Source organism: Flavobacterium sp. 40-81, assembly GCF_001898245.1.
In the GTDB taxonomy this organism is placed as follows: Bacteria; Bacteroidota; Bacteroidia; order Flavobacteriales; family Flavobacteriaceae; genus Flavobacterium; species Flavobacterium inviolabile.
Map to the genome: position 1 here is coordinate 23796 of NZ_MKTM01000036.1, position 21329 is coordinate 45124.

General features: G+C 39.3%; 17 protein-coding genes and 1 pseudogene. 7 read left to right on the forward strand and 11 right to left on the reverse strand.

Going from position 1 to position 21329, the window contains the following annotated elements; all coding sequences use genetic code 11:
- Nucleotides 1-35: 35 nt before the first annotated feature.
- The 3 genes from BGO42_RS14770 to BGO42_RS14780 form a co-directional block, all read right to left on the reverse strand.
- On the reverse strand, nucleotides 36-2420 hold the full coding sequence (locus tag BGO42_RS14770) for a TonB-dependent receptor (RefSeq protein ID WP_273247089.1): 2385 nt from the start codon (nucleotides 2418-2420) through the stop codon (nucleotides 36-38).
- 150 nt (nucleotides 2421-2570) lie between these two features.
- Nucleotides 2571-3722, reverse strand: a complete 1152-nt coding sequence (locus tag BGO42_RS14775) for a helix-turn-helix domain-containing protein (RefSeq protein ID WP_273247088.1) — start codon at nucleotides 3720-3722, stop codon at nucleotides 2571-2573.
- Entirely contained in the window at nucleotides 3723-4427 is a 705-nt protein-coding gene (locus BGO42_RS14780; RefSeq protein ID WP_273247087.1) for a DUF4919 domain-containing protein, read from the reverse strand.
- Between the two features lie 460 nt (nucleotides 4428-4887).
- On the opposite strand from BGO42_RS14780, the gene BGO42_RS14785 reads away from it, so the two are divergent.
- Both BGO42_RS14785 and BGO42_RS14790 read left to right on the forward strand, forming a co-directional pair.
- Nucleotides 4888-6030, forward strand: a complete 1143-nt coding sequence (locus BGO42_RS14785) for an FIST signal transduction protein (protein WP_177734265.1) — start codon at nucleotides 4888-4890, stop codon at nucleotides 6028-6030.
- A gap of 2 nt (nucleotides 6031-6032) precedes the next feature.
- The gene (locus tag BGO42_RS14790) at nucleotides 6033-9068 is read left to right on the forward strand and encodes a PAS domain S-box protein (RefSeq protein ID WP_273247086.1); all 3036 of its coding nucleotides are present in this window, start codon (nucleotides 6033-6035) and stop codon (nucleotides 9066-9068) included.
- A 128-nt stretch (nucleotides 9069-9196) separates the two neighbouring features.
- Here BGO42_RS14790 and BGO42_RS14795 read toward each other — a convergent pair whose 3' ends face one another.
- A complete protein-coding gene (locus BGO42_RS14795) occupies nucleotides 9197-9976 on the reverse strand; it encodes an ATP-binding cassette domain-containing protein (RefSeq protein ID WP_273247085.1) in 780 nt (259 codons plus the stop codon).
- Between the two features lie 47 nt (nucleotides 9977-10023).
- The gene (locus BGO42_RS14800; RefSeq protein ID WP_273247084.1) at nucleotides 10024-10854 is read right to left on the reverse strand and encodes a siderophore-interacting protein; all 831 of its coding nucleotides are present in this window, start codon (nucleotides 10852-10854) and stop codon (nucleotides 10024-10026) included.
- A 142-nt stretch (nucleotides 10855-10996) separates the two neighbouring features.
- Here BGO42_RS14800 and BGO42_RS14805 point away from each other — a divergent pair, with 142 nt between their 5' ends.
- The gene (locus BGO42_RS14805; protein WP_177734269.1) at nucleotides 10997-11986 is read left to right on the forward strand and encodes a helix-turn-helix transcriptional regulator; all 990 of its coding nucleotides are present in this window, start codon (nucleotides 10997-10999) and stop codon (nucleotides 11984-11986) included.
- 160 nt (nucleotides 11987-12146) lie between these two features.
- On the opposite strand, the gene BGO42_RS14810 is transcribed toward BGO42_RS14805, so the two are convergent.
- From BGO42_RS14810 to BGO42_RS14825, 4 genes are all read right to left on the reverse strand, one after another.
- Nucleotides 12147-13514, reverse strand: coding sequence for a sensor histidine kinase (locus BGO42_RS14810; protein ID WP_177734270.1), 1368 nt, complete (start codon nucleotides 13512-13514; stop codon nucleotides 12147-12149).
- Complete coding sequence (locus tag BGO42_RS14815; RefSeq protein ID WP_177734271.1) at nucleotides 13515-14204, reverse strand: response regulator transcription factor; 690 nt, start codon at nucleotides 14202-14204, stop codon at nucleotides 13515-13517.
- A gap of 138 nt (nucleotides 14205-14342) precedes the next feature.
- The gene (locus BGO42_RS14820) at nucleotides 14343-14717 is read right to left on the reverse strand and encodes a PUR family DNA/RNA-binding protein (RefSeq protein WP_177734272.1); all 375 of its coding nucleotides are present in this window, start codon (nucleotides 14715-14717) and stop codon (nucleotides 14343-14345) included.
- 72 nt (nucleotides 14718-14789) lie between these two features.
- Nucleotides 14790-16538, reverse strand: coding sequence for an ABC transporter ATP-binding protein (locus BGO42_RS14825; protein ID WP_273247083.1), 1749 nt, complete (start codon nucleotides 16536-16538; stop codon nucleotides 14790-14792).
- 200 nt (nucleotides 16539-16738) lie between these two features.
- On the opposite strand from BGO42_RS14825, the gene BGO42_RS14830 reads away from it, so the two are divergent.
- The 4 genes from BGO42_RS14830 to yajC all read left to right on the forward strand — a co-directional run bounded on the left by BGO42_RS14830 (nucleotide 16739) and on the right by yajC (nucleotide 19634).
- Complete coding sequence (locus BGO42_RS14830) at nucleotides 16739-17842, forward strand: Glu/Leu/Phe/Val dehydrogenase dimerization domain-containing protein (protein WP_177734274.1); 1104 nt, start codon at nucleotides 16739-16741, stop codon at nucleotides 17840-17842.
- A gap of 87 nt (nucleotides 17843-17929) precedes the next feature.
- Nucleotides 17930-18874: a transcription antitermination factor NusB gene (nusB, locus tag BGO42_RS14835; RefSeq protein ID WP_273247082.1), complete on the forward strand. Its 945-nt coding sequence runs from the start codon at nucleotides 17930-17932 to the stop codon at nucleotides 18872-18874.
- Between the two features lie 18 nt (nucleotides 18875-18892).
- A complete protein-coding gene (locus tag BGO42_RS14840; RefSeq protein ID WP_177734276.1) occupies nucleotides 18893-19351 on the forward strand; it encodes a DUF1573 domain-containing protein in 459 nt (152 codons plus the stop codon).
- Nucleotides 19352-19358: 7 nt separating this feature from the next.
- Nucleotides 19359-19634, forward strand: a complete 276-nt coding sequence (yajC, locus tag BGO42_RS14845; protein ID WP_177734277.1) for a preprotein translocase subunit YajC — start codon at nucleotides 19359-19361, stop codon at nucleotides 19632-19634.
- Between the two features lie 308 nt (nucleotides 19635-19942).
- Here yajC and BGO42_RS14850 read toward each other — a convergent pair whose 3' ends face one another.
- On the reverse strand, nucleotides 19943-20707 hold the full coding sequence (locus BGO42_RS14850; protein WP_286749451.1) for a T9SS type A sorting domain-containing protein: 765 nt from the start codon (nucleotides 20705-20707) through the stop codon (nucleotides 19943-19945).
- Nucleotides 20708-20938: 231 nt separating this feature from the next.
- Nucleotides 20939-21286 (reverse strand): annotated as a pseudogene (locus tag BGO42_RS17925) (hypothetical protein); the annotation flags it as partial.
- Between the last annotated feature and the right edge of the window lie 43 nt (nucleotides 21287-21329).

Sequence of the window (21329 nt, forward strand, 5' to 3'; positions counted from 1 at the left end):
AAAATATTAGAAAATCATTAGAGCGGGGAGAAGGTTTAGTTTTCGGTTCTTTTTTTCTCTTCTTCGTTCCCGAAATTTCGCTGGTCTACTTTCACTTTATTGTTTCCGAAGTTATACGTCAGTGATACTCTTACAAACCGGCTGCTGTTGTTTTCGTTATAAACTTGTTTGATGCCATTTACAACTGAAGTATAATCTTTTAAATAGGTTGTATTAAAGATATCATTGAAGAGTACGGCAACCTGCATATTATCGTTTAGAAAGCTTCGTTTTACTGCCAGGTTTAACCCGGAAACGGTTCCGTATTCATACAATCCTCTTTTGTAAGGAGAGCAATACAGATAGTCCAGCTGTAATTTGGTTTGCTTGTTCAGGGAGAAAGTATTGTTTGTGGCCAGATACACCTGCATTTTATTCATAGGAACCGCCTGGATGTTTGTTGCAAATACTGTTTTGGAACCCAATAGATAGATTAAGTTCTGACTTTGCCACCACGGTGCGATCGTTGCCATGTAGTTTTCCCCGATACCGTAATAGTATTCTTTAAAGTAGTTTTCCCGACTGATGATCTGAGTGTTTGTTGCTGCATTGGAACTGAACACCACACCATAACCATTGGTAATCACATTAAAGAAGGCGTTGGTACGCAATTTTCCTTTGTAGGTATAGGTAAGATCGAAGTTATCATTGTAGGAAGGCTGTAAAAAAGGATTTCCTTCGGAATAGCTGTTACTGTTCAGGTAAGCACGGAACGGGTTCAAATCGCGGAAACCGGGTCTGTTAATACGTTTTCCGTAGTTAAAAAGAAAACTGTGATTGTCATTTTCGGTATAAGAAAGATAAACGGTCGGGAACAATTTGAAATAGTTGTTGGTATTGTTTTGGTTTAACGTTTGGGAATATCCTTCCGTTTGGGTGTTTTCAAGGCGTAATCCTAATTGTACATTGAATTTGTCGTTTATTTTTTTAGTTCCGTTAATATAAACGGCCTGATTGCGTTCGCGGTATTCAAAGGTATTCGAACGGTTCGGATCCAGTTCCGGGCTACCGCTAATGGTATTGTAGTATTGAATAGCACCTTTACTGTTGCTGAAACTTACCTTGGCACCATAAGAAAGGCTGGCAAAAGCCAAAGGATGTTCCATATCGGCTTTTATAGTAAAGTTATTGATGTTCTGGCTGGAAATATTCCTGGCGGCCTGGTTAACGTTCAGGAAGGCGGCATCCGGTGAAAAGGTTTCGGCAGTAAAACGGTTGTCAATTTTAGCATCGAAAGTGAAATAATCCACATCTACGGCAATGTTTCTGCCCAGCGTATCCAATTTTGAGATGATGTGGGCATTGTATGTCTGGCTGTTTGAATGCTGGTTGTTGCGGCCGTTATTGATTAATAAAGAATCCAGTGTTTTTCCGGTATTAAAGATATTGATCACAGTTTTATCCTTGCTGTCCGGGCTGTTGAAATTCCCCAGGTACTGAGCACCTATGCTGGTACGGTCGGATAGAGCATAATCGGCAGTGATGCGTCCGGAAGCATGGTCCGTTTTTTGTTTGCCTTTGTATTTTAATTCCCATAATCCACCGGGATAGTAAGTGTCCAAATCCTGTCTGGACTGGGTATTTCCTGATTTTCCGGTACCGCTTACAGTGAATTTTAATTTGTCTTTGTTGTACAGGAAATTATTGCGCAGCGTAGTGGAACCGTAAGTATTCTGGTCATAGGTTAGCGTAGTGCTGTTTTTCCAGGAATCTGAGGCACCTTTTTTAAGGATGATGTTAATCAGGCCGCCATCGCCTGCAGCTTCATATTTAGCCGGCGGATTGGTAATGATTTCGATATTCTTAATGTCGCTGGCCGATATTGATTTCAGGAAACTGATTAGCTCCTCACCGGACAGAGCTACAATTCTTCCGTCGATCATCACACGGGAAGCACCTTTGCCCAGCATACTGATGGCATTGTTTTGCACCACAAGACCGGGAGCGGTACTCATGGCATTAATGGCATCACCACCGGCAGCAGCGGCATTGTTATCTACAGTATATACCAGGCGGTCAATTTTTTGTTCCACCATTTTCTTGTTGGTTTTAATCACGACCTGTTGCAGGGTATTGGCACTTTCGCTAACAACGATAGTACCCAAATCGACAGGGGTATCCATCATGATCTCTTTCTGCCAGTCGTTATAGCCTAAAAAGCTAATTTTAAGGTTGTAGGTGCCTTTATTCAGTTCCATTTCAAACGAGCCGTCTTCCAGGGTGGTCATACCGGTAATTATTTTTCCTTCGGGACTGGTGATAACAACATTTGCCCATGCTAACGGTGCTGCGGCATCGGTTACTTTTCCTTTTAACTGTAATGATTGTGCCATACAGCATAATGGTAATAGTAATAACAGAAACAGGTTTACTTTTTTCATGATCTCAATTTTTGCGTTGGTTTTAATTATTTGAAGCAAAATTGCGGTAGCGAAAGTTCCTGTGCGACCGATAAAAAAAGTCGAACCATTTTTTGAAGATAAAATTGGTTCGACTTTCTTAAATGAGGCGTTCGACTTTTTTTAAAGCCTTTAAGATGAGGTGTTTCGGTATTGTGTAGGCGTTAGATTTGTATATTTTTTAAAAGAGGTATTAAAAGAAGATTTGGAGTTAAAACCCACTTCATATAAAATTTCCAGTACCGTTACATCGCTTTTTTCGGGATTTCTTAAAAGGTGCATGGCTTTCTGAATGCGGTATTCGTTTACAAAATCAAAGAAATGCTGATCCATGTGGTGGTTGATCAAAACGGATAGCTCTTTTACCGGCAGCTCAATCTGATCGGCCAGTTGCTGTATTGTCAGCGACGGATCCAGATAAGGCTCCTGAGCGATCATATAGTTTTTAAGCTGATTGATTTTTGCCGTGATAGGAGTGTCCTGTTCCGCTACGGTTTCCGGATGCGGATTGGCCTCTTCCGTATGAACGATATCTTTTACCAGTTGTAATTTTGAATCAACGCTTCTGAATAGTTCCGGATAGTATAGGGCTTTGAGAACAAACCAGCATAATACAGATAAGGCAATCAGGCCGACAATTATATTCAGCCAGATAAAAATACCGTCATGATCGGTATAAATAACGGTGTTCTTTACAAGTACGATAGTATGCGCAACGGTAGAGATAACAGTAATCTGGAACAGCCATTTGTATGTGGCACTCGTCGGATCGGTATAGTTTTCCCGGTAAATTTCCCTGAATTTTTTCAGAAGCAGGAAAACGGCAATAATATAAAAGGCAAATTGCAGCTCTGTAACCACCCGGATAAAGATCATTTCGGGAGATTTGGTCAGGTGGCTGAACAGTTGTTCTTTACCGGCAGTATCGGCAAAATACAGGCGTGGCGCCATAACGATATTCCCGAAGAGGTAAGGAACGGCATGCAGCAAATGCTTGGGCTGTATGCAAAAATCGGAATAACAGACCGATAGCATGTACAGGTAAAAAAACGGCATGATTAACAGCGACATCAGGATCCGGAACATTTCCAGATTGAGATGACTGCCGGTATAGCTGAACATAAAAAAACCGCTGATATCAACAGCACTCAGGATAATAAAGCAGGCAAACAGCCGGTTGCTCAATTTGTTCCGGGTTTGTACCGTTATCAGGAAGAGCGCTAAAAGAAAGGAAACAAAAACGGTGATTTTTGCAATCTGCGTAATTAAACTGATTTTATCCATCTAACGATCTTTATTGTTTTTAGAAGTCAGTATCCCAAGGTTTTTCTCCTGCATTTTTTCAATATTAAAATACAGGCCTTTTATTTTAAATGTTTCGGTAGCGGCAATTTCAATAAAGTCACAATTGCCAACAAGTGATTGTCCGGTGTTGTTTAATTCCAGCATGTTGAGCAATACGTATTCATGTCCCACAACAATAATGTGGAAACCGGTTTCACAGGTTACCCCGTCACCGGAATGCATGATCGTATTTAAAATACCATGGAAAATAGCGGATACTTTTTTGGATTGTTCTTCATCGCCTTTTAAATGATAGAGGTAAGCCAGGATGTTCATCATTCTGATATCGAACGGGAATTCCTGAATAGCGCTTTGGGTCAGTTCGATAATTTTGTCGTAGTCTTTCGGATCGAGTACCTCGCGGTTTAAATAAAGCGCTAGATCGTCTTCTTTAGAAAAGTTCCTGTAAGGGTCATAGTCTTTATCAAAAATATAACCATAGTACAGGTATTGGAAATCTGCTGCTGTCAGCGATGCATCATAACGGCTTAACCGTTCCTTTAATAACGGATAATAATAAACCGATTTTTTATTTTGTACTTCTTTCTGTATCTGTTTATAGTCCGGAACCTTAAACTCAAAATTCTGAGCAAAAGCAGCGGTTACGAACAGTACGAACAGCGTGACTAAAAGGCCTCTTTTCATTAGAAATTAATTAAGGACTAAAAATAGTATTATGTTTTTATACTATTCAGGAATCATTGCAAATATTTTTGAAATTTCCCGGATTGCAATACTGCGATAGCCGGAGTACCCGGATTGCCGGGGTTTGCTATAATTCCGGAAGATATTGTTATTTTTAAAAAGTTCAGCTACTAAAAATAACTGATTTTAAGGGTGTTGTTATCATGTTGTTAATTTAATTTTTAATTTTCTGAGTAAAAATTAAATTATTGTGTAAAAATATATAAAATACACGCTTTTTTAGTAACTTGTGAAAGCGATCCCAAATCTAAATTACCTATGACTACAGTTGCTTTTTTCAGGTTATACAAAAATGTAACATTTTCATATTCAATAGTGAAAAGTTTAAAGAGACTACCGTTTCAGCGATATTTAGATTGCTTTAGTAGTATTATTTATCCACCGGTTTTACTAGAAAAATATGAAAACAGCTTTACTCCTGTATAAAGAGGCGTCATTTTTAAAAGAAAAGAATGACGACGGTTTGAATTATGAAGCCGCACAATTGCTTATTGGCTTCGGTGCTCCCGGATTAATTTCAGATCCCGATACGTATGCTTTTCTCAGAAAGCGGTTTCCGCTGGCCGATATTGCGCTCTGTTCTTCTGCCGGAGAGATTTATCAGAAAGAAGTAGTAGACGATACGATCACGTTAACGGCACATGAATTTTCGGCTACAGCGATCAAAACATCACAAATTGATATTGCGGATTACGATTCCGGTTTTACCGCCGGGAAAGCACTGGTGGAAAATCTTCCCGATGAAGGACTGCGGTTAATATTTGTACTGTCTGATGGCGGAAAAGTAAACGGGAGTGAATTGGTTAAAGGGATGAATGCGGCCAAATCGAAACAGGTATTAATTACCGGCGGACTGGCCGGCGATGCCGACCGGTTTGAAAAAACCTATGTGGGTTTAAACAGTGTTCCGCAAACCGGTAAGATAATTGCCATTGGCTTTTATGGTGATAAACTCTTGCTTTCACACGGTTCCTTGGGCGGATGGGAGACTTTCGGATTGAAAAAAACAGTAACAAAATCGAGTGAAAATATATTATATGAAATAGACAACAAGAACGCCCTGGACCTGTATAAAAACTACCTGGGGATATATGCTTCCGAACTGCCCGGATCGGCATTATTATTCCCTTTGGCACTAACTTTAAAAGACAGTGGGGAAACGATAGTAAGAACCATACTGTCCATTGACAACAACAATAAAAGCATGACTTTTGCCGGTGATTTGCCTGTAGGAAGTGAAGTACAATTTATGAAGGCAAATTTTGATAAACTGGTCGATGCGGCAAGTGATGCCGCCAATACGTGTTTAGCCATACAGCATGCCGCTCCGAAGCTCGCTATACTGATTAGCTGCGTGGGAAGAAAACTGATATTGGGAAACAGGATAGAGGAAGAGGTGGAAGCGGTTTCCGATATTTTCGGTGCCGCAACACTACTGACCGGGTTTTACTCTTATGGCGAAATTTCCCCGATGCGGCCTTTCTCTAATTGTGAACTTCATAACCAAACGATGACAATTACCGGACTTAATGAAATTGAGTGATCATGACGTATCATAAGCTATTACAAAAACAGATTAATAAATACCTGCCGAAAGATTTCAGGCAGCATAATGATTTCAGGGCTTTTCTGGAGTCTGTTAATACTTCTTACAACTCGTATGAGAAAGATAAAGGGATTATGAACCAGGCATTCCAGGAAAGTGAAAAAGAATACAATGAAGTACATGAAAATTTAAAAAGAGAAAATGACCTTAAAGAAAGGTCTATTGAAAACCTGTATGAAAGTCTGAAAGGAATTGACGATACGTATCAGGATATTAAAGATGAAGATAAAAACGATCTGCTGTTTATCTCCGGATATTTAAGTGAGCAAATCGAAAAAAGAAGAAAATCCGAAAAGAGCCTGAACCACACGGTTGAGCTTTTTAAAATGCTGCTGGCAAATATTCAGTCCGGTGTTATGGTAGAAGACGAAAACCGGAAAATCTTATTTATCAACCAGCTGTTTTGCAATTTTTTCGGGATAAAAGAGCGTCCGGAAACGATGGTTGGAATGGATTGTGCCGTTACGGCCGAGCGTTCCAGGTATATCTTTAGAAAACCGGACGATTTTGTAAACCGCCTGGAAACGATTTTTGAAGAAGGCAAAATTGTGACGAATGAATTGATCGAGACAACAGACAACCGTTTTTTTGAAAGGGATTATATCCCGATTGTTATCAATGGAGAACTACAGGGGAATTTCTGGAAATATACGGATGTTACCGAGAAAAAGCAGACGTTAACGCTGATTGAGCAAAATGAAGAGCGAAACCGCCTGATCATGAATGCGGCACTGAATGCAATTATTAATATTGACAGTGCCGGGAAAATCACTTTTTGGAACCGTCAGGCCGAGAAAATATTCGGCTGGAGCCAGGATGAGGTTTTAGGGCAAAACCTGACCGATACGATCATTCCGGAAAAGTATGCAAGCGGACATATTAACGGGATGAACCATTACCTGGAAACCGGCGAAGGGCCGGTGTTGAACCGGCAGCTGGAACTGAGCGGACTGAACAGGGACGGACAGGAGTTTCCTATAGAAATTTCGATACTGCCGATTAATCACAATGAAGAAAAATTCTTTTGTTCTTTTATTCAGGACATATCCGAAAGAAAAAAGGCGGAAACCAGCCTTAAAGCACAGGAAGAAAAATACCGCAACATTATTGCCAATATGAATATGGGGCTGATAGAAGTGGACCGGAACGATATCATTTTGTATGCAAACCAGGGCTTTCTTTCGATTTCCGGATACGAACTGGATGAAATTATCGGTAAGAGCGCCCCGGAGATTTTTATGTATAATGAAGATCTAAAGCTGGTGAAAAGCAAACAGGAACTGAGAAGAAAAGGTATTTCGAATTTGTACCAGCTGCCGATTAAAAATAAAAAAGGAGAACTGCGATGGTGGGCCATCAGCGGCGGACCGAATTATGACGACAATGGCGAATGGATCGGGTCCATAGGGATCCATCTGGATATTACTGAACAAAAGCGGATGGAAATTGAGCTGAAGAATGAAAAAATCAAGGCACAGCAGGCTTCGAAATCGAAAGAAGCTTTTCTGGCCCACATGAGCCATGAGATCCGGACACCTTTGAATGCGATAGTCGGCTTTTTAAGGGAATTATCGAAACAGGATCTGACCGCAGCACAAAAAGAATATGTAAACAACAGTAATATTGCTTCCAAACATTTGCTGGCGATCATTAACAACGTACTGGATATCTCCAAAATTGAAGCCCGGGAAATGTCCCTTGAAAAAGAAGACTTTATTTTTGAGAATACCATCAATAACGTGGTAACGGTGATGAAGCCACGGGCAGAAGCCAAAGAGCTATACCTTAGCAAATCGGTTTCGGAGCATATTCCGAAGGTTTTAAAAGGGGATGTTTTGCGATTGGAGCAGATTTTATTCAACCTTATCGGCAATGCGGTTAAGTTTACGACACAGGGCGGCGTTGCGGTTGATTGCAGTCTTGTAGAAAGTTCGGATGCCCGGCAAAAAATAAAGATCTCGATTTCCGATACCGGAATTGGTATTGACGCTGATTTCCAGAAAGATATTTTCCGAAAGTTCACACAGGAAGACAAAGCGCTCACAACAAAACGCTATGGCGGAACAGGATTGGGGTTGTTCATTACCCGGGAACTGGTAGAACTGATGGGCGGTACCATTGAAATTGAAAGCGAAAAAGGCAAAGGAACGGTATTTCATGTGTATCTGGAGCTGGAAAAAGGAGATGAGGAAAAGATCCAGAAGGCGAACCAGCAGGAAGAATGGATGAATCTCGAAAATGTTACGATCCTTCTTGTAGAGGACAATATTCTGAACAGGATGGTGGCACAAAATTCCCTGAAACATTATAAATGCAATGTTATTGAAGCAGAAAACGGATTAAAAGCAATTGAAATTCTAAAAACAGGCGCCAATATTGATTTGATACTGATGGATATCCAGATGCCGGAAATGGACGGTATTGAAGCAACAACGCTTATAAGAGAAGAGCTGAAACTGGATATACCGATTATCGCCTTAACGGCAAATGCGTTTAAGACCGAGGTAGAACGCTGCCAGAAAGTAGGCATGAATGATTATGTTACCAAACCGTTTGACGAAGACGTGCTGATTAACATGATTGCAAAATATACGAATAACGGCAAAATTGAAAAGATAGGCACTTTAACGAAGCTCTATGATCTGCGTTTAATCCAGGGATTAAGCAGTGAAAACGATAAGTTTATGAATGAGCTGCTGGTGGTTTTTATTGAGCAGGTTAACGAGACCATCCAAAAGACGGAAATTGCCCTTTCGGAAAATAATTTTACAGAGGTGGGCCGTATTATGCACAAAATAAGGCCGAGTGTGGAAAGCTTACGGATTCATTCCATCAGTAACGAACTGAAACAACTGGAAGAGTTGGCTAAAAATGCAGAGAATGTTACGGCCATTAAAATACTGTTTGGCTTTATCAGGGCGAAACTGGAAGAAGTGATTTTGCAGTTAAAAGAAAACGAACGGGATTTTCTGTAATCCGGAGCTACTATAAAAATATAAACCTGGCGTTAGTGGTAACGCCAGGCTTAACGAAAAAGTCAGTACATACTTAACTTTGCGTAAACAAAAAAAATTAAATTAAAATTAAAGTGTTTTACAGGATGTTATCGTTTTTGCTGCAACGAGTATAATCCGTTGGAAGTAAACAATTCATCCGGTTTTTCTACTGTTTCTGCCGGGACTACGATCTGATCGGCATTTTTTATGGTTTCCAGCCTGTCGGTAATGATAAGCAGGGTTTTGTTTTTTACCAGTTCCTGAATGGTTTTCTGGATACCGTTGTTCTGGTCTGCATCCAGAGAAAAAGCAGCTTCGTCTAAAAGCAGTATCGGTGCATTTTTTAGTATTGCCCGGGCAATATTGAGGCGCAGTTTTTCATTAACAGACAGTTGGTACCCGTATTTTCCTATCCGGGTGTGCAATCCTTCTGGCAGTTCCCAGGCAAAATCAATGACCTGAGCTTTTTCGGTAGCATCAAATATGGCATCGTCCGTGGCTTCCGGATTTTCCGATTTAAGGTTGTTGTAAATACTGTCGTTCAACACTTCACTATCCTGGAAAATTTCGCTCACAAATGCTGAAAGTTGCTGCTGCGGGATATTTTTGATGGGAATGCCGCCAATTTTAATGGTTCCTTTTTTAATATCCCAAAAGTGAGAAAGGAGTGTGGTTAACGTTATTTTGTCGGTTGCAGATAATCCCACTAATGCCGTGACGCTTTTTTCTTCGGCATGAAAGGAAATTCTCCGGACGGCTTTTTCACCATCGGCATTAAAAGCGACATTGTCAAACTGTATGTCGAAGGTGACCGGGCTTTCTTCCTGATTCACTTCCAGCAATGGCCGGTTTAAGAATTGTATGATTCTGTTTATATTAAAGTTCATCTTGTATCCTGTTTGGAAGCTGTTACCGGTATTCCGGACCGCTTCGTTTATTTTAGCTGGAACTCCTCGCGTCGTTCCATTTCCGATTGTTCTTCACTATTGCCTGCTTTCCAGTAAGAGTAGGCATAAAGTTCGCTCCGTTCCCATTTTTGCTCTTTTCGCATATAGTTCCGGATTGTTTTTACAGTAGCAAATTCGGCTGCTACATAGGCAAAACGGCTGATACCCGTGTCCGGTAACGGATGGTTTTTAACGGCATCTGCCAGTGCAGTAGTCAAAATATTGTCGTTATAGAACAACCAGTTGACCGTTACCTGCGATCGCGTTGAAATGGTTTGTATTTCCTGTTCGTTTTCAACAAGTATATAGGCAACACCGGTTGCCGTTTCGGGCAAGGTTTCCAGTATAACACTGATAACGGGAATAGCCGTAGCATCGCCGGCAAGCAAATACCAGTCGACTTTGGGGTAAAGTTCCGTTTTTAAGCCGTACATCGCCACGCCTAAAGGATCGCCAACATTGGCATGGATTGCCCAGGAAGAAGCCGGTCCGGAATCGCCATGAGCAACAAAGTCAATATACATTTCTTCTTTTTCAAGATCAATCCCCCTGTGGGTATAGGTACGGATGGACGGGCAGATTTCTTGTGGCGGAAGTGCCCATTTTCCGTTATCAAAATGCGGAAAATGAATCTCGCGAACACCTGCCGGCGGAATAAAAATTTTATTGTTTTCCCCTACGGTTGCTGCTGCATATTGGTTTACAGATGCTCCTGTTAGTGTAATCCGTAAATAATTAGGCGTTATATACTTTTTAGCTTTTACCTGAAGTGTTGCATTAATAATGTGCAGTAATTTGTTTTCTTTAGTATTTGCCATTGTGTGATTGATGATTTTGATAAAAATAAATTAATAGTTTAGATTGTTTCTAAATAATATTTATCTTTGAACAAAGGTCAGCTTTATCCCTTTTAAGGTTGTACTCAAAACGGATTATTGATAACGCTAAAAGGATTTTTAAATGAAAATGGTTATTACGAATACAGATCTCAATGATATTTTGTTTGAGCGGGATTTGCCACAGAATTTTAAAAGCGATAAAGCCTATACCGAAAGTAACACAGCTATATTTCATCCGAAATTCGGTTCGTCGGATATCGAAGATTTATGGTTTGAGGGAATCCACATTACGAAAGGACAAACCCGGATCAAAGAAGATATTTCCTTAAAAATAGAGAGTAATTATTCCGTATTTGAAATGCATTTTACGCTTTCCGGATCCAGCCAGGCCACTACTTTAGGCTCCAAAGAGATCTTTCGTTTTGAACCACAGCAGCATAATCTTATTTATACCAAAGACTTTGAGGGGTATTTTAATTTTTCGAAACAGGAAGATCTGAATAACTTTTTTGAAGTGCATTTTACCGAAGATTATTTTCAGCGTTTTATGAATGTTGAAAATACCGTACTGGATAAGTTTCTTAACGGAATTGAGAAAAGGAGTATGTCGGCAATGAAAGAGAAAAATATGGCGATTACGCCACAGATGAATCTTATCATTTCGGAAATCATGCAGTGCAAACGTTCCGGTTTGCTGAAACGTCTTTTTATCGAGTCGAAGGTTATTGAGTTGTTTATGTTACAGCTTGCCCAGTTTGAAACGACCTTAAAGGAGAAAAAAGAGGTGATGAATTTCCAGGATATCGAAAAAATCCATCATGCAAAATATTTACTGGAGCAGAACATCAGCAATCCTTATACGCTAATAGCGCTGGCGCATGAAGTGGGACTAAACGATTTTAAATTAAAAAAAGGCTTTAAAGCAATCTTTAATACTACCGTTTTTGGCTATCTGCACGACTTACGGATGGAAAAAGCGAAACATTTGCTGCTGGAACAGGAAAGGACTATTAAGGAAGTAGCCGATTACTGCGGCTATGAATATGTGCAGCATTTTATCACGGCTTTCCGTAAAAAATATGGCATCACACCGGGAAAACTACAAGCCTAAAGAAAGGCGATGGCTTATCAGGGCTGTTTTTTAAAAAAGATTTAAAACGGGTCCATAAATTCCTTTTTTCAATAACAATCTCACCTGTAAAAGCTTTGCTTTCATTCCTTTCGATCGTGTATTTTGCGGAAGGGTTGGTTATTTTACTGTATAGAATTGCTTAAATATGGGGTAATTCGATTGTAAAGGTGGTTCCCTGGCCGGGTTCGGACACTACGGAAATACTACCGTTATGCAAGGCAATTATCTTTTGGGTCAGGGACAGGCCGATCCCGTTTCCTCCGGCAAAATTCTTGTTGTCACCTCTGAAAAAAGGAGTGAAGATATTCGGCAGATCTTCGTTATTGATCCCGATACCGTTGTCCTGAAAACGGATTATCGTTTTTGTTTTAAAATAGGTTATCGCTACGGTACTTTCCTTTTCTTCCGAAAATTTACAGCCGTTTTCGATCAGATTCATAAAGGCAACTTTCAGCAGGTATTCATTGCCTTTTACGGATATAAAATCGTCGTCTTCAATTTCCTTTTCAAAAATAAGGTTTACTTTAAATTCCGGCTGGTTGTGCATCACATCGTTCCGCGCATCCAGTAAGACTTCGTCGAGGCGAATTTCTTTCAGTCCGATTTCTGCCTGGTCATAATTGGCTTTGGCAAGATCCAGCAGACTGTTGGATAACCGGACCAGCTTTTGCGCATCATTTATCGCGTTTGTAATGGATTTTTGATATTCTTCGTTGGTGCGCATATTGCTCACTGACAGCTGCAGTTCGGTTAGCATAGCTGTTAATGGCGTGCGCAGTTCGTGTGAAATATTGGAAACAAAATCTTTTTGTGCTTCAAATGATTTTTCCAGGCGGTTCAGCATTTCGTTAAAAGTGGTTGCCAGCTCAGCAATTTCGTCTTTACTATTGGGTATTTGTACTCTTAAATCCAGATTGGTTGCCGAGATCACCTTTACGTTGGCTACAATATTGCTCACCGGCGATAAGGCTTTTTTGGAAAAGATGCGCCCCATGATATAGATAAACAGGATAGAGGAGAAGAATAAAATAAGGATGGTGCGTTTAATGGAATCGGAACTGTGGTAACCGTTCTGGTCATAGGCCGCCGCCATGATAATATAGTTCTTGTTTTGATATTCGTATTTTAAACCGATAGCCTGCCATTTGTCGAGATAGAAACGGATTTCCTTTTTTTTCAAAACGGAATGGAGCATTTTTTTATTTTCTTTTACGATATCAATATCCACATCATCATGGTATAATAAGTTAAAGGAATCGTCATAAATGGCAACTTCAACTTCGTTGATTATCGAACGGTTATTGGTGTAAATCGCCTGCAGGGTCTGGGTGTCAATTTTAGCCTTGAAAAACAGGTTGGCTTTTGTGATGGCTTCTTTGTTCAGGCTTTTATAGAAGGCTCTTTCCCTGCTTTTTTCGCCGGACAGGTAGATAATGACTGCAAAGACCAACACGATGGAAGCCGTCAGAAAGGTAAATAATAGGCTGAGTCTGTTTGTAATTGTCATTTAGTCGTTGCTTTCCAGTTTCAGAATAAATCCCATACCCGATTTTGTATGGATCAGTTTGTTGTCGAAATCCTTGTCAATCTTTTTGCGGAGATAATTGATGTAAACATCGATAAAATTGGTTCCGGTATCAAAATGGGTGTTCCATACTTTTTCGGCAATTTCGGTCCGGCTCAGTACGCGTTCGGCATTTTGCATCATGTATTCCAGAAGCTTGAACTCTTTTGGCGTTAAGCTGATTTCTTTTCCGGAGCGTTTAATAGTTTTGGTGTTATAATCCAGTTCCAGATCCTGGTAAGTGAATTTGTCGGTATAATTTGGTGCGTTTGTACTGCGTTTCAGCAATACCCGGATGCGTGCCATTAATTCCCTGAAATCAAATGGTTTGACGAGGTAGTCATCGGCTCCGGCATCGAAACCGTCAACTTTGTCATCGGTCGTTCCCAAAGCCGTCAGCATAATAATCGGTAAGCCGGGATTACTGTTTTTAATCGACTGGCACAAATCCAGTCCGCTGATCTTGGGCAATACGATATCGGTAATCACAAGATCGTAAGTGTTGTATAAGGAAAGCTTTTTCCCCATTTCCCCGTCATAGGCCAGCTGGGTTTCATAGCCTTCTTCATCCAGGCCTCTTTTTAGCAGTTCGGCGACTCTTGTATCGTCTTCAATAATTAAAATTTTAGGCATAGGTATCGGGACTAATGGATTAGGCTTTAACAAAAATAAAATAATAAATCGAGTGTAGCGGAAGGGAAGCAGCTAAAAATAAAAAAGCCTGAAAATATTAATTTTTCAGGCTTTTATAGTGTATAGTTCTATTCAATATTAAATATCATCAAAGTCAATATCAGTGAAGCTTCCGGAAGATTTCGTTTCTTCTGTTTTCTCTGAAAAATATTCTTTTTTAAAGTCTTTTTGGTGTCTTTCAGAAATTACTTCTTCTCCTTTATGGTTTAAAACATAAGAAGTCATTTCATTTAAAATCTCTTTAAAAGCAACAAAATCCTCTTTATATAAATAAATTTTGTGTTTTTTGAAATGGAATGAACCATCATCTTCCGTAAATTTCTTGCTTTCGGTGATGGTAATGTAGTAATCGTCAGCTTTTGTAGCTCTCACATCGAAGAAATACGTTCTTCTTCCTGCTCGTAAAACTTTAGAAAAAATTTCTTCTTTTTCTAACATTTCATTTTCTCTCATAATCCTTCTGTCAATTATTAATTGTGTTAAGTAGAACTCAAAAATCTAAAAAAAAACCAAAATAACCAACATTTATTGTAATTCTTTTTCCGAAAGTTGCTTAAAATATAAGTCTTTATAATAGCCTTCCTGGTTTACTAATTGATTATGAGTTCCTTGCTGGATTATTTTTCCGTCGTCAAGAATGATAATCTGGTCGGCATTTTTGGCTGAAGAAACCCTGTGACTGACAATAATTGTAGTTTTATCTTTACAGAATTCCATTAAATTGCTCAAAATTGCCTCTTCTGTCTCGGTATCGACTGCCGACAGGCAATCGTCTAAAAGTAGTATCGGAGCGTTTTTAATTAAGGCACGTGCAATGGAAACCCGCTGCTTCTGTCCGCCGGAAAGTGTGATACCTCTTTCACCCAATATGGTATCGTACTGGTTTTTGAATTTAACGATGTTTTTGTGAACGACTGCCTTTTTAGCGGCTTCGATTACTTCTTCGTCGGTTGCTTCTTCATTTCCGAATTTGATGTTGTTTTTGATCGAATCGGAGAAAAGGAAAGCATCCTGCGGTACAAAGCCAATATTGTTTCTGACATCAAATAAATTTAAGGTGTCAATGTTTCGATGGTCAATTTTTACGGCACCTTCATTAACATCATACAGTCTGCTTATTAAGGAGAGTATTGTTGATTTACCGGAACCGGTTTTACCTAATATGGCAAGTGTTTCGCCTTTTTTGATACGGAAGGAAACATTGTTCAGGGCTTTGATGTTTGTGTCTTCATACACAAAGGTAACGTCTTCGAAAGCAATTTCGCCTTCAATTTCGGTTTTCTCCGGTACGGTGTTTTGGATTTCCGGTTCAATTTTCAGGAATTCGTTGATTCTTTTTTGAGAGGCTTCCGCTTCCTGAACCATAGAGGATACCCACCCTAAAGAGGCTACCGGCCAGGTAAGCATGTTGATGTAAAGTATAAACTGTGCGATCACGCCAATATCCGGAATGCTGCCGTTAATATACATCATACCGCCAACGTAAATTACAACAAGGTTACTGGCACCGATTAACAGTATCATTAACGGACCGAAAAGGGCGTTCACTTTGGCCAGCTGCATGTTTTTGTTTTTACTGTCCTGCGATAGTTTTATAAAGTCTTCCTGTTTTTCATTTTCAATGGAATAGGCTTTAATAACCCGTATTCCGGAAAACATTTCCTGAGTAAAGGTGGAAAGCCTGGAGAGGTTTTGCTGGTATAAGGTGCTGCGCTTGTTGATCTCGGAGCTGATCTTAAAAATACTGTAGGCCAGGAATGGCAATGGCAGTAATGAGTATAAGGTAAGCTTTGGCGAGATAATATACATTTGTACCGTAACAACGGCAAAGCGGATAACGGTATTGATGGAATACATCACGGCCGGTCCCACATACTGGCGCACTTTTCCAACGTCTTCGCTGATACGGTTCATTAAATCACCGGTTCTGTTTTTCTTATAGAAATTTTGCGAAAGGCGTTCGTATTGCTGGAATACTTCATTCTTTAAATCAAATTCGACATGACGGGACATTACAATTAAGGTCTGACGCATCAGGAAGGTTAAAAAACCGGCGATCAGGGTAGTGGTCAATATCAAAATGATGTTTTCCAACAGCAGGCTCCGCACCACGGAAGCGTCTAATTTACTGTTTTCCAATGCCTTTATAGAATCGCCAACCAGTTTAGGGGTATAGAGTGTAAAGAATTGGGCTACAATTGTAATTATGATTCCTAATAAAAAGCGGTATTTATATTTGATGAAATATTTGTTTAAATATTGTAGTTCTTTCATTTTTAAACGAATTGTTTTGCTTTATATATTGTTTTGATGTTAAAATGCTGTGTTTTTTATTGTTATTTTAAAAGTTGGTTTTAAAAATAATTATTAATGAATAATTAAAAATACCGATTTATGTTGAATTATTCTGAATATAAGTGTAATTTTGCAATCTATTTTTGAATAAATTTCAACCTCAAAATAAAATTTAAAACATGATAACAGAAGTTACAACTGCTAATGAGCTTCATAAAATTGACCCGGTTTTTGGTCAAGTTTCATTTGATAATCATGAGCAAATCGTATTTTGTCACGACAAAGATACTGGTTTAAAAGCAATAATTGGTGTTCATAACACAGTTTTAGGACCTGCTTTGGGAGGAACAAGAATCTGGAAATACACTAACGAATGGGAAGCATTAAACGATGTTTTGCGTCTGTCTCGTGGAATGACTTTCAAATCAGCAATTTCAGGATTAGATTTAGGTGGTGGTAAAGCGGTAATCATTGGTGATTCAAAAACGGATAAAACTCCGGAGATGATCACGAGATTCGGACAGTTTGTAAACTCATTAAGCGGTAAGTATATTACTGCTGAAGATGTAGGTTCTACTACAGCTGATATGGATCTTATCCGTGATGTAACGCCTTATGTAACGGGTATTTCAGAATCAAGAGGTGGTTCCGGTAATCCTTCTCCTGTAACAGCTTATGGTGTTTATATGGGAATGAAAGCGGCAGCTAAATACCAGTTTGGTTCGGATAATTTAGAAGGTAAAAAAATCTTAGTACAGGGTATCGGACACGTAGGTGAAACTTTAGTAGAGTTAATCACTAAGGAAGGTGCTTTGGTACAGATTACAGATATTAACGAAGGACGTTTACAGGAAGTTGGTGCTAAATATGGTGCTAAAGTATTCAGCGGTGCGGATTTGTACAGTGCTGATGTGGATATCTATGCTCCTTGTGCTTTAGGGGCAACAATCAACGATGATACTATCGAAAAAATCCAGGCAAAAGTAATTGCCGGAGCAGCAAACAACCAGTTAGCTGTTGAAAACGTTCACGGTGCAAGATTACAGGAAAGAGGTATTTTATATGCTCCGGATTTCTTAATCAATGCCGGTGGAATCATTAACGTATACGGAGAAATCGCCGGATATGGTAAAGAGGAAGCTATGCGCAGAACAGAAAATATCTTCAATACTACATTGGATATTTTCAATTATGCAAAAGAGAATAACATTACTACGCACCAGGCAGCTATGAGAATGGCGCAGAATCGTATTGATGCAAGAAAAAAAGAAAACACGAAGTAGTAGTTTTCAAATAATATATTTCATAATTTTGCGGAGCGAAAGAATTTTTCTTTCGCTTCTTTAATTTTTAAAAGTTCTTACAGCAGGATGTTAAACAGAAGACATATTCGTGTGAAAGTGATGCAGTCAATATATGCCATGCATCAAAATAGTTCAGATAATCTTGAAAAAGAGGAGAAATTCCTGTTCTATAGTATAGAAAATATTCAGGATTTATACCTCATTATGCTTTCTTCTCTGGTAGAAATCAAAAGAGCAGAAGAGGATTTCATCGATAAATCGAGTAAAAAGCACCTTGCCACTAAGGAAGAACGCAATCCCAATAAAAAATTTGTCAGCAATGCCGTTTTGGAAATCCTTTCCGAAAACAACTCGTTAAGCATTGCGTTAGAAGACAGAAAAATCAACAACTGGAAAAATAACGACGATTATATCCTTATTTTATTGGAGGACATCAAAAACAGTAAGTTGTATGCCGACTACATGCACAATGATGTGAATGACTTTGAGGAAGACAAGCAGTTTGTAGAAGATATCTTTACCGAAATAATTGCACCGAATGAAAAGTTATACGATTATCTGGAAGATAACAAACTAACATGGGTGGATGATATTCCATTGGTAAATACCGCTATTCAGAAGCAGTTAAAGCAAATTAAGGATACCAATCCGGATGCTGTTATTGTACCGAAGCTGTATAAGGATATTGATGATAAGGAGTTTGTTCGAAACTTATTCCGCAAAACGATCCTTAACAATTCGGAGTTAACCAAAGAATTTATTGATAAGACACCTAACTGGGATGCAGAACGTATTGCCGAGATTGATGCCATTATCCTTAAAATGGCGATTTGTGAATTTTTAAAATTCCCGTCTATTCCGGTAAAAGTAACAATTAACGAATATTTAGAAATTGCGAAAGAGTATTCTACTCCAAAAAGTAGTATTTTTATCAACGGAATTTTAGATAATCTGGTTAAAGATTATCAAAAAGAAAATAAACTGATCAAAACCGGCAGAGGTTTAATGTAAAATTGTAAAAAAACAAATATGATTAACAAAACTCTTGGAATGTTAGCCATAGCTTCATTAGTGCTAACAACTTCTTGTAAAAAAGAAAATGCATCGGATAAAATTGATGATGCGAGTGTTGAGCTTGCCACTAAAAACAACGAAGCTTCAGGGAAATTACCTGTAATTAAATTCAACGAAGAAGAGCACAATTTCGGAACAATCAACGAAGGAGATAAAGCGGAAACTGTATTTACAGTTACCAATGAAGGAGAAGCCGATTTAATTATTGTAAATGCACAGGGAAGCTGTGGATGTACAGTACCGGAATGGCCAAAAGAACCAATCAAACCGGGAGCTTCTGTACCGTTGAAAGTTACTTTTGATTCTACAGGAAAACCGGGACAACAACAAAAAACAGTTACATTAACAACCAATACAGCTAAAGGAACTGAAACAGTTACAATCAAGGCTGAAGTAACGCCAAAGGCTAAATAATTTAAATATGGGACAAATAAGTCAGTTTTTACCAATAATATTAATGTTCGTGGTGGTTTATTTCTTAATGATCAGACCGCAACAGACAAGACAGAAAAAAGAAAAACAATTTGAAAAAGATATTAAAGTAGGGGATAAGATTGTTACCAAATCCGGTATGCATGGAAAAATCGCTGAACTTTATGAGGATACAATCGTAATTGAAACGATGGCCGGAAAACTTAAATATGAGCGTTCCGCTATTTCAATGGAATTAAGTATGAAAGTAAACGCTCAGAAATAATTCTTACTTTGATTACAACATAAAAAAAGCAACTCGAAAGAGTTGCTTTTTTTATGCCCATTCCTGATCCTTCATTCCTGATCCTTCATTCCTGATCCTTCATTCCTGATCCTTCATTCCTGATCCTTCATTCCTGATCCTTCATTCCTGATCCTTCATTCCTGATCCTTCATTCCTATTCCTGATTCCTAATTCTTCATTATCTATTGCCTTTTGCTCTTTGCCCTTTGCTTCCCCAACCACCTCCCCCTAAAAACAAAAACATCCGCATATAGCGGATGTTTTCTTTTTATTGAGTTCGATCAGAACTATTTGTTTGTTTTGATCAGTCTCTTAGTTGTTTTACCTTGATCGGTTACGATGTTGAAGATGTAAACACCCGCTTCGAATTGATCAACATTAATGCTGCTCTCTTCGTTGTGTAAATTCTGACGCAACACCTGACGTCCGTTCATATCGAACACAGTCACGCTTGCATTAGAAATGTTGTTCATCAACTTAATCGTTACTGTAGTAGTAGCCGGGTTAGGATAGATGTTAACCAGCATTGTGCCGAAATCTTTAACACTCATTCCTGGCTCAACTAAAACAATTGCTGTTGCAGTACTACAGTTAGTACTGTTTGCAACCTCACAGATAGAGTAAGTCATTGTATACGTTCCCGGAGTAGTTCCTACAGGTACGTTTATCTCACCATTGGCATTGATTGTAGCACCGGTTAAACCACCGTTGTTAACTAATGTGATGGTTATGTCGCTATCGTTAACCGGAAGACCGTTTAAGGTATCGTTTAACGTAACATCACCAGCAACACCACCAGAACCAGCATAAACAGGAGTAGTAGTGAAATTGTCATTAACAGCAAGAATAACAAGATTGTTAACCGTTAATACACCAGCGGTTGTAGCAATTGCAGTACAAGTACCGTTAGCCACATTCGCTCTGAACTGATATCCATTGTATGATACCGGTACATTTGTTAATGTAAGGGTATTGGTTGTTGCTCCTGAAACTACAGGGTTTGTTCCACCGTTATTGATATCATTCCAGGTACCACCATTGTTAGTACTCACTTGCCACTGATAAACAGTTGCGTTAGTTGCCGTAACTGTGAAAGTTGCATTTCCACCAACAGTAATAGTACTGTTACCCGGTTGAGAAGTAATGTTAACAGCAGCCGGTTGTGTGATTGTGAACGATTGTGTTGCACTACATCCGTTAGCATCTGTAACTGTTACGGTATAGGTACCGGCAGCAAGACCAGAAGCGGTTGCAGCAGTTCCACCAGTTGGAGCCCAAACATAAGTATAAGCACCTGTTCCACCCGTTACTGCTACAGTAGCAGAACCATTAGATCCACCGTTACAAGCAACATTCGTTTGAGCTGAAGCTGAAGCTACTAAAGCAGCAGGCTCAGTAATTGTGAACGATTGTGTTGTACTACATCCGTTAGCATCTGTTGCAGTTACAGTATAGGTACCGGCAGTTAATCCTGTTGCAGTTGCAGCAGTTCCGCCAGTTGGAGCCCAAACGTAAGTATAAGCACCTGTTCCACCTGTTATAGCTACAGTAGCCGAAGCGTTAGCACCACCATTACAAGAAACGTTTGTCTGCGCAGCAGCCGTAGCGACTAAAGCAACAGGTTGTGTAATTGTGAATGATTGTGTTGCTGTACATCCGTTAGCATCTGTTGCA

Excerpts from the sequence above, each read along its gene's own strand:
- BGO42_RS14790 (WP_273247086.1), top strand. The coding sequence starts at position 6,033 with ATGACGTATCATAAGCTATTACAAAAACAGATTAATAAATACCTGCCG.
- BGO42_RS14830 (WP_177734274.1), top strand. The coding sequence starts at position 16,739 with ATGATAACAGAAGTTACAACTGCTAATGAGCTTCATAAAATTGACCCG.
- BGO42_RS14775 (WP_273247088.1), bottom strand. The coding sequence starts at position 3,722 with ATGGATAAAATCAGTTTAATTACGCAGATTGCAAAAATCACCGTTTTT.
- BGO42_RS14785 (WP_177734265.1), top strand. The coding sequence starts at position 4,888 with ATGAAAACAGCTTTACTCCTGTATAAAGAGGCGTCATTTTTAAAAGAA.
- BGO42_RS14780 (WP_273247087.1), bottom strand. The coding sequence starts at position 4,427 with ATGAAAAGAGGCCTTTTAGTCACGCTGTTCGTACTGTTCGTAACCGCT.
- BGO42_RS14770 (WP_273247089.1), bottom strand. The coding sequence starts at position 2,420 with ATGAAAAAAGTAAACCTGTTTCTGTTATTACTATTACCATTATGCTGT.
- yajC (WP_177734277.1), top strand. The coding sequence starts at position 19,359 with ATGGGACAAATAAGTCAGTTTTTACCAATAATATTAATGTTCGTGGTG.
- BGO42_RS14820 (WP_177734272.1), bottom strand. The coding sequence starts at position 14,717 with ATGAGAGAAAATGAAATGTTAGAAAAAGAAGAAATTTTTTCTAAAGTT.
- BGO42_RS14800 (WP_273247084.1), bottom strand. The coding sequence starts at position 10,854 with ATGGCAAATACTAAAGAAAACAAATTACTGCACATTATTAATGCAACA.
- BGO42_RS14825 (WP_273247083.1), bottom strand. The coding sequence starts at position 16,538 with ATGAAAGAACTACAATATTTAAACAAATATTTCATCAAATATAAATAC.
- BGO42_RS14815 (WP_177734271.1), bottom strand. The coding sequence starts at position 14,204 with ATGCCTAAAATTTTAATTATTGAAGACGATACAAGAGTCGCCGAACTG.
- BGO42_RS14805 (WP_177734269.1), top strand. The coding sequence starts at position 10,997 with ATGAAAATGGTTATTACGAATACAGATCTCAATGATATTTTGTTTGAG.
- BGO42_RS14795 (WP_273247085.1), bottom strand. The coding sequence starts at position 9,976 with ATGAACTTTAATATAAACAGAATCATACAATTCTTAAACCGGCCATTG.
- nusB (WP_273247082.1), top strand. The coding sequence starts at position 17,930 with ATGTTAAACAGAAGACATATTCGTGTGAAAGTGATGCAGTCAATATAT.
- BGO42_RS14840 (WP_177734276.1), top strand. The coding sequence starts at position 18,893 with ATGATTAACAAAACTCTTGGAATGTTAGCCATAGCTTCATTAGTGCTA.
- BGO42_RS14810 (WP_177734270.1), bottom strand. The coding sequence starts at position 13,514 with ATGACAATTACAAACAGACTCAGCCTATTATTTACCTTTCTGACGGCT.